This window comes from Phaeobacter sp. PT47_59 (genome assembly GCF_028890025.1).
In the GTDB taxonomy this organism is placed as follows: domain Bacteria; phylum Pseudomonadota; class Alphaproteobacteria; order Rhodobacterales; family Rhodobacteraceae; genus Phycobacter.
This window is the reverse complement of the sequence record NZ_JARCJL010000054.1, coordinates 1-4,501: the sequence shown is the minus strand read 5'-3', so window position 1 is coordinate 4,501 and position 4,501 is coordinate 1. Positions and strand designations below refer to the sequence as shown.

The following is a 4,501-nucleotide window of genomic DNA, read 5'->3' as shown; positions in this document are numbered from 1 at the left end:
TAGGTGTCCCAAGGTCTTCCTCTCGGCCATCGCGCTCGCAGCCGTCGTTATCTACTGGTTATGAATCCTGACCCTAGCTGCTATGCGGCCAGCGGTTGTGAGCGCAATGCTGCGGCGCTTCGAGGCAGCTGTCCGCAGAGCACCAATGCGTGATTTGATTTTTTCCAGATCCTCATTGATCTCAGATTTTTCTTTGCTTAGGCGCTCGATTTCTTCGGCTGTCTCCATTCGGGCCAAGATATGAGACGTTGCCGCATCGATGTGACCAAGTCGGCTCGCGCGCTCCGCGAGAAATGCCTCACGTGGCCCGTTCTTTCCCGAGAACCGGAGACTGAAGTCTCGCAAAGCTTGTTCTTGAGCGAGCTTTGCCTGTCGGAGCTGCTGCTTGTTCTTGCTCAGAGCGAATTCCTTGTCAGAAATAAGCTGATGCGTTTCGCGCATCTGAATCTCGAGATCGAGCCTAATTTGATTGTAGCGTGATTGCTCCTTTTCAGGGTCTCTCTCCATCTTGCAGACAGCACATGTTCCTTCGGGCACATCTTCTGACAAGGTTTCGCCGCACGCAGGGCAATGCACAAAATCGATGTGCCCAATCACGTCGAAAGTGCTTTCGGCGCGCGCCAGCTTCTCGGTTTGCTCCGCGAGGTGATCAAGGAACGCAGCTAGTTCCCGCTGCTCGAACTCGGTGGTGGTGACGGAGGTTTCCAACTCCCGAAGTTTGTCCCGTTCCCTCACCAGCTTTTGTTGCGCGTCGCGACGCTGTCTTACATATTCAGACACTTCGCCCGGCTCTATGAGTTCATCGACCTCATCTATTTCCTTTTCTATTCTTTCGCGTTCGCGTGCGAGGTTGCCAATCTCAGCGCGGATTGCCGCCGGTGACGTGATCGCCTCTTTTGAGCGCAGCGACCGCAGCAGTGCGCTGAGGCGAGCATTAACGTCATCGTATTCTTTCTGTCGCTCGCGTTGCTTCAGCGTCAACTCATAAAGTTCATAGCCACTGATGCCGCAAATCAGATCCCCGACAGCTTCGCGAATGTTTTGTGTATCGAAGTTTTCGAACCTAAACAGACGCGTCGCAGGTGTGCGCTGATCAGAATAACAGAGTCGCAGAAGCTGATGCATTGTAATGTTGGATGCCCCATCGCTCTGAGCTTCGGGAATAAGCATCGACCGAAAGAGGATCTGCGAGAAACTCTCTTTGCCGCTTCCACTTCTGTGGAGATTATATCGCTCCCACCCATCCAATGGGCTTTTCATGGCGTCAGCCATGGCACCGAAGAAAACCGAAATCGGTTCTTGTCGTTTTGCGATACTGCGTTTGAGCACAAGGGCTCCACGAGGAGTGAGAATTTCGGCCTGTACCTCGTCGCATTGGCTCGCTGCGTCTTTCCAATCATCGTATTCGCCGCCGAGTGCGTAAAAGATGAAATCTGAAATCGTCGATTTGCCAGAGCCGTTTTGCCCCCGGATGATGTTTACACCCGCATGGAAGGTCTGATCATAAGCTGCGCGCCCGCGTCGCATGACGCGGAAACGACCCAATTGGAGAAACGGTGCGATTGATGCCATCAGCTCGCTCTCCGTAGCCCGGTGCTTTCGCGCAAGGCTCTCATTCCGTCTTCTCCGACCGGGCCGAAATCCTCAATCAGAAACGTCGCCAAGTCAATTTCGTGATCGTCAATGTGGTGACGCAGCTTGCTGTCATAGAGTGACCGTCCTTCTGCGGAAAGTGTTAAGACACGTGGATCGTCCTTCACTGGCTGCGCGAGGCCCTTGCCAAGGAGCGCGCTGAGGGCGTCTTTTTGCACTGGTTCCATCTGATGAAACAGCAGTCGGGCTGATGGATATGTCACAAAAGATTTTTCCGGACGGGGTATTCTTAGTTCTCGAAATTGCGATCTAACATCGATCTTCATCTTCGTATGGTGGAGCATGGGAGAGTTCGCGAAATAAAAATCCAAAATATAAAGCCGCTCTCTAAAAAAGCCGTCTGGCCTCAGCGACATAAGACAGGCCATGCGGCGCATGCAATCGTAGATATCGAGTTGGGCAAACCACAGTCTTCCGATCATGATTCCGGCGCATCCCACCTGATGTGGCACTGCTCGGTCAGGTAATAGAGCGCGTTCAACACCGAAGTTGCATCAAACTTCGAGCCCCCGATCTGCTTGTTGGTCAAGGGTTGGATCACATGATCCTGGAGAGCCGCGCGAACTTCATTGTCGGGCGCATACGAACAGATCAGCGGGTGGAAGACATGGGTGACGAACCGCGCTTCAATCTCTGAGAGAAAGCTGTCGTGGTCTTCACGCGCGGCCGTGAGCAGTCCGGTTTTGACGTATCGGCGCGCAAATCTGTTCTGGGCATTGTTCGCGTGGTCGTACTCATGCTCTCGCCCGGCATCAATCAGCTTCTGAAGAAGATCGCGACGATCACTGTCTGAGGGTTCGGTATAGCTTTCGATGCCGAAAACCTGCCCGGCAGGACATGCATCTACAACTTTCCTTACATGCCGCCGAATACCGCGGAACACGATATCGTCCCGGTTCGGCGGTTTGCAGATGTTGATGTGATCCTTGTCAACGGAAACCGGGATTGCCCCGGCCACGCCCGGGTCAGCACTATCACGCGAGACGACCACCTTCACTTTCTTGGTCGCGTGTTTTTCATAATAGATGGCCGTACTCAAATGATCCGAGCCGTTCGCAAACTTGCGGTAGTGTAAGTTCAGATCTTCCAGGAAGCCCGTTTCATTTGCGAGGAGCTTGATCTGCTTTGAGGTGCCCGGCAGGATTTCTAGCGCGCTCGCGAGGGAAGCACCAGTATGAGGAGTTGAAAGAAAAACAACGAGGCGGGCCTCTTCGGCGATGCACTTCCAGTCTTCATCCTCTGCGTCGCACGCTTTGCGCAGGATCATCTTAATGAGGATACCGCCAAGACTGTGGGTGACAAATATGATGGGCTTCTTTCCCAGGCCATGACCAGCAAACAGCTCAAGGACATTCCCGGCGCGCTCAAACATGTCCATTTCCTTTTTCGCCCACTTGGCAAAGAGGGAACTTGGAAAGCCCAAACTGTAGAGCGCTAATCCGGGGACATCTTCGAACAGCCAAGTCGGCCAAAAGTCGGTACCACCCTCAGCAATCCAGGTGCTCGACGCATCACCTGTCAGACCGTGAATGAACACCACATCCACAGCGCTATTTTCGTTGCCGCAAAGGCATTTGAAGTCCGGTTGATCTGTCACCTATCGCCCCAAAGATTCACGCAGGGCGCCTAAGACGCCGGAACACGAACAGCTTATGAAAAAAACTGGAGAACATGTTGTAGTTGTATTATCCGGCATCACCTAAATCCAGTCTCTAAGTATGCCATTGGTCGAAAAGAACGGCTGTGAAAACCTCTCATACGATGGCACTGACTGCGTAGAAGCCGTAGTCGATCGGCTGTAGACTTGACATGGCTAGGTCTGCTTTATGCTCCTCGCGGTTTAAGTATCGCCAGGGCAGCGCATGACCGGCATTCCGGCGAGCTGACAGACTTACCTTTCTCGCCACGCTATCGAGCAACCAGCTTTTCACCACCTTCCTCTCGCAGCATCGCTTCCATATCGTCCAAACCATCAACGGCAGAGCGCATCTGCGCCTCATCATCCACGCTCGCAGCCTCCGCATCCGTGAATTGGCCCCCAAAATCCATCTCCATCTGTCGTTGTTCCTCGGCGAAAACGGCTTGAACGACAGGCGCGGTCTTCTTTGGGGCGACATCGGTTTGCCCTGACGATTGGCCATCAGCAGCCTGGCGTGCGGCCTCAACGTCGGCCTCGGATCCGCCTGGCCCGCTCGACGGCGGTGTCATCGGCATGGCGCGCATGCTCAACGGTAGCGTGCCTTGCTCCCCCCCTCCCCCAGGCTCCGGAAACGGCAACTCGCCCGTCTGCGCCGCATGGATCGCCTTGAACAGCCGATCGTCAAAGTATTGGATCCGCTTCGCCCGGACAGGCATTTGCGCGTCTATGACCATGACGATTTCATCGAGCGGCAGGCGGCGCGCTTCATCTTCGGGCAACAGAGAACTTTCCTCGGTCCGGGTGGACTGGCTGCGGCCCTCGAAGGGGTTTTTGCCGATGGACTGGGATCGCGTGACGACGGTCTTCGTGGTCTTGCCGACCGCTTTGCTCAGCTCCTCGACGGTTTTTTCATCTGACGGTGTCAGGTAGAGCTTCACGCCTGCGTTGCCCTGTAGGGCACGACGGGTGTTTTCTCCATAGATTTCGTCGAGGGCGGGAATGGTTTGGGTGACCACGGCCAAATGCCCACGATAGGTGCGCAGGGTCTCGATGCTTTCGACCACGATGGGCATCTTGCCCAAACGGTTGAACTCGTCGAGCATGATCATCACGGGCCAGGGCTCATCCGGCCGGGAGTGGACAAAACATGGGGGTCATGCGGCGCGTTTTCTGTTTGCGACGGTCAGCCGACCATCGAGAACTGCGGCC

3 protein-coding genes and 1 pseudogene are annotated in these 4,501 nt (G+C 54.8%); all 4 read right to left on the bottom strand.

Annotated features, from left to right (window positions below; translation table 11 throughout):
• Nucleotides 1-51 precede the first annotated feature (51 nt).
• Complete coding sequence (locus PXK01_RS21730; protein ID WP_274861712.1) at nucleotides 52-1,572, bottom strand: AAA family ATPase; 1,521 nt, start codon at nucleotides 1,570-1,572, stop codon at nucleotides 52-54.
• Nucleotides 1,572-2,075 carry an ABC-three component system middle component 5 gene (locus PXK01_RS21725; RefSeq protein WP_274861711.1) on the bottom strand — a complete coding sequence of 168 codons (504 nt, stop codon included), beginning with the start codon at nucleotides 2,073-2,075 and terminating at the stop codon, nucleotides 1,572-1,574. Before PXK01_RS21725 ends, PXK01_RS21730 begins: the two co-directional genes overlap by 1 nt.
• A complete protein-coding gene (locus tag PXK01_RS21720) occupies nucleotides 2,072-3,250 on the bottom strand; it encodes an ABC-three component system protein (RefSeq protein WP_274861710.1) in 1,179 nt (392 codons plus the stop codon). Before PXK01_RS21720 ends, PXK01_RS21725 begins: the two co-directional genes overlap by 4 nt.
• A gap of 311 nt (nucleotides 3,251-3,561) precedes the next feature.
• Nucleotides 3,562-4,422: pseudogene (locus tag PXK01_RS21715) on the bottom strand (type IV secretory system conjugative DNA transfer family protein); the annotation flags it as partial.
• Nucleotides 4,423-4,501: the final 79 nt, after the last annotated feature.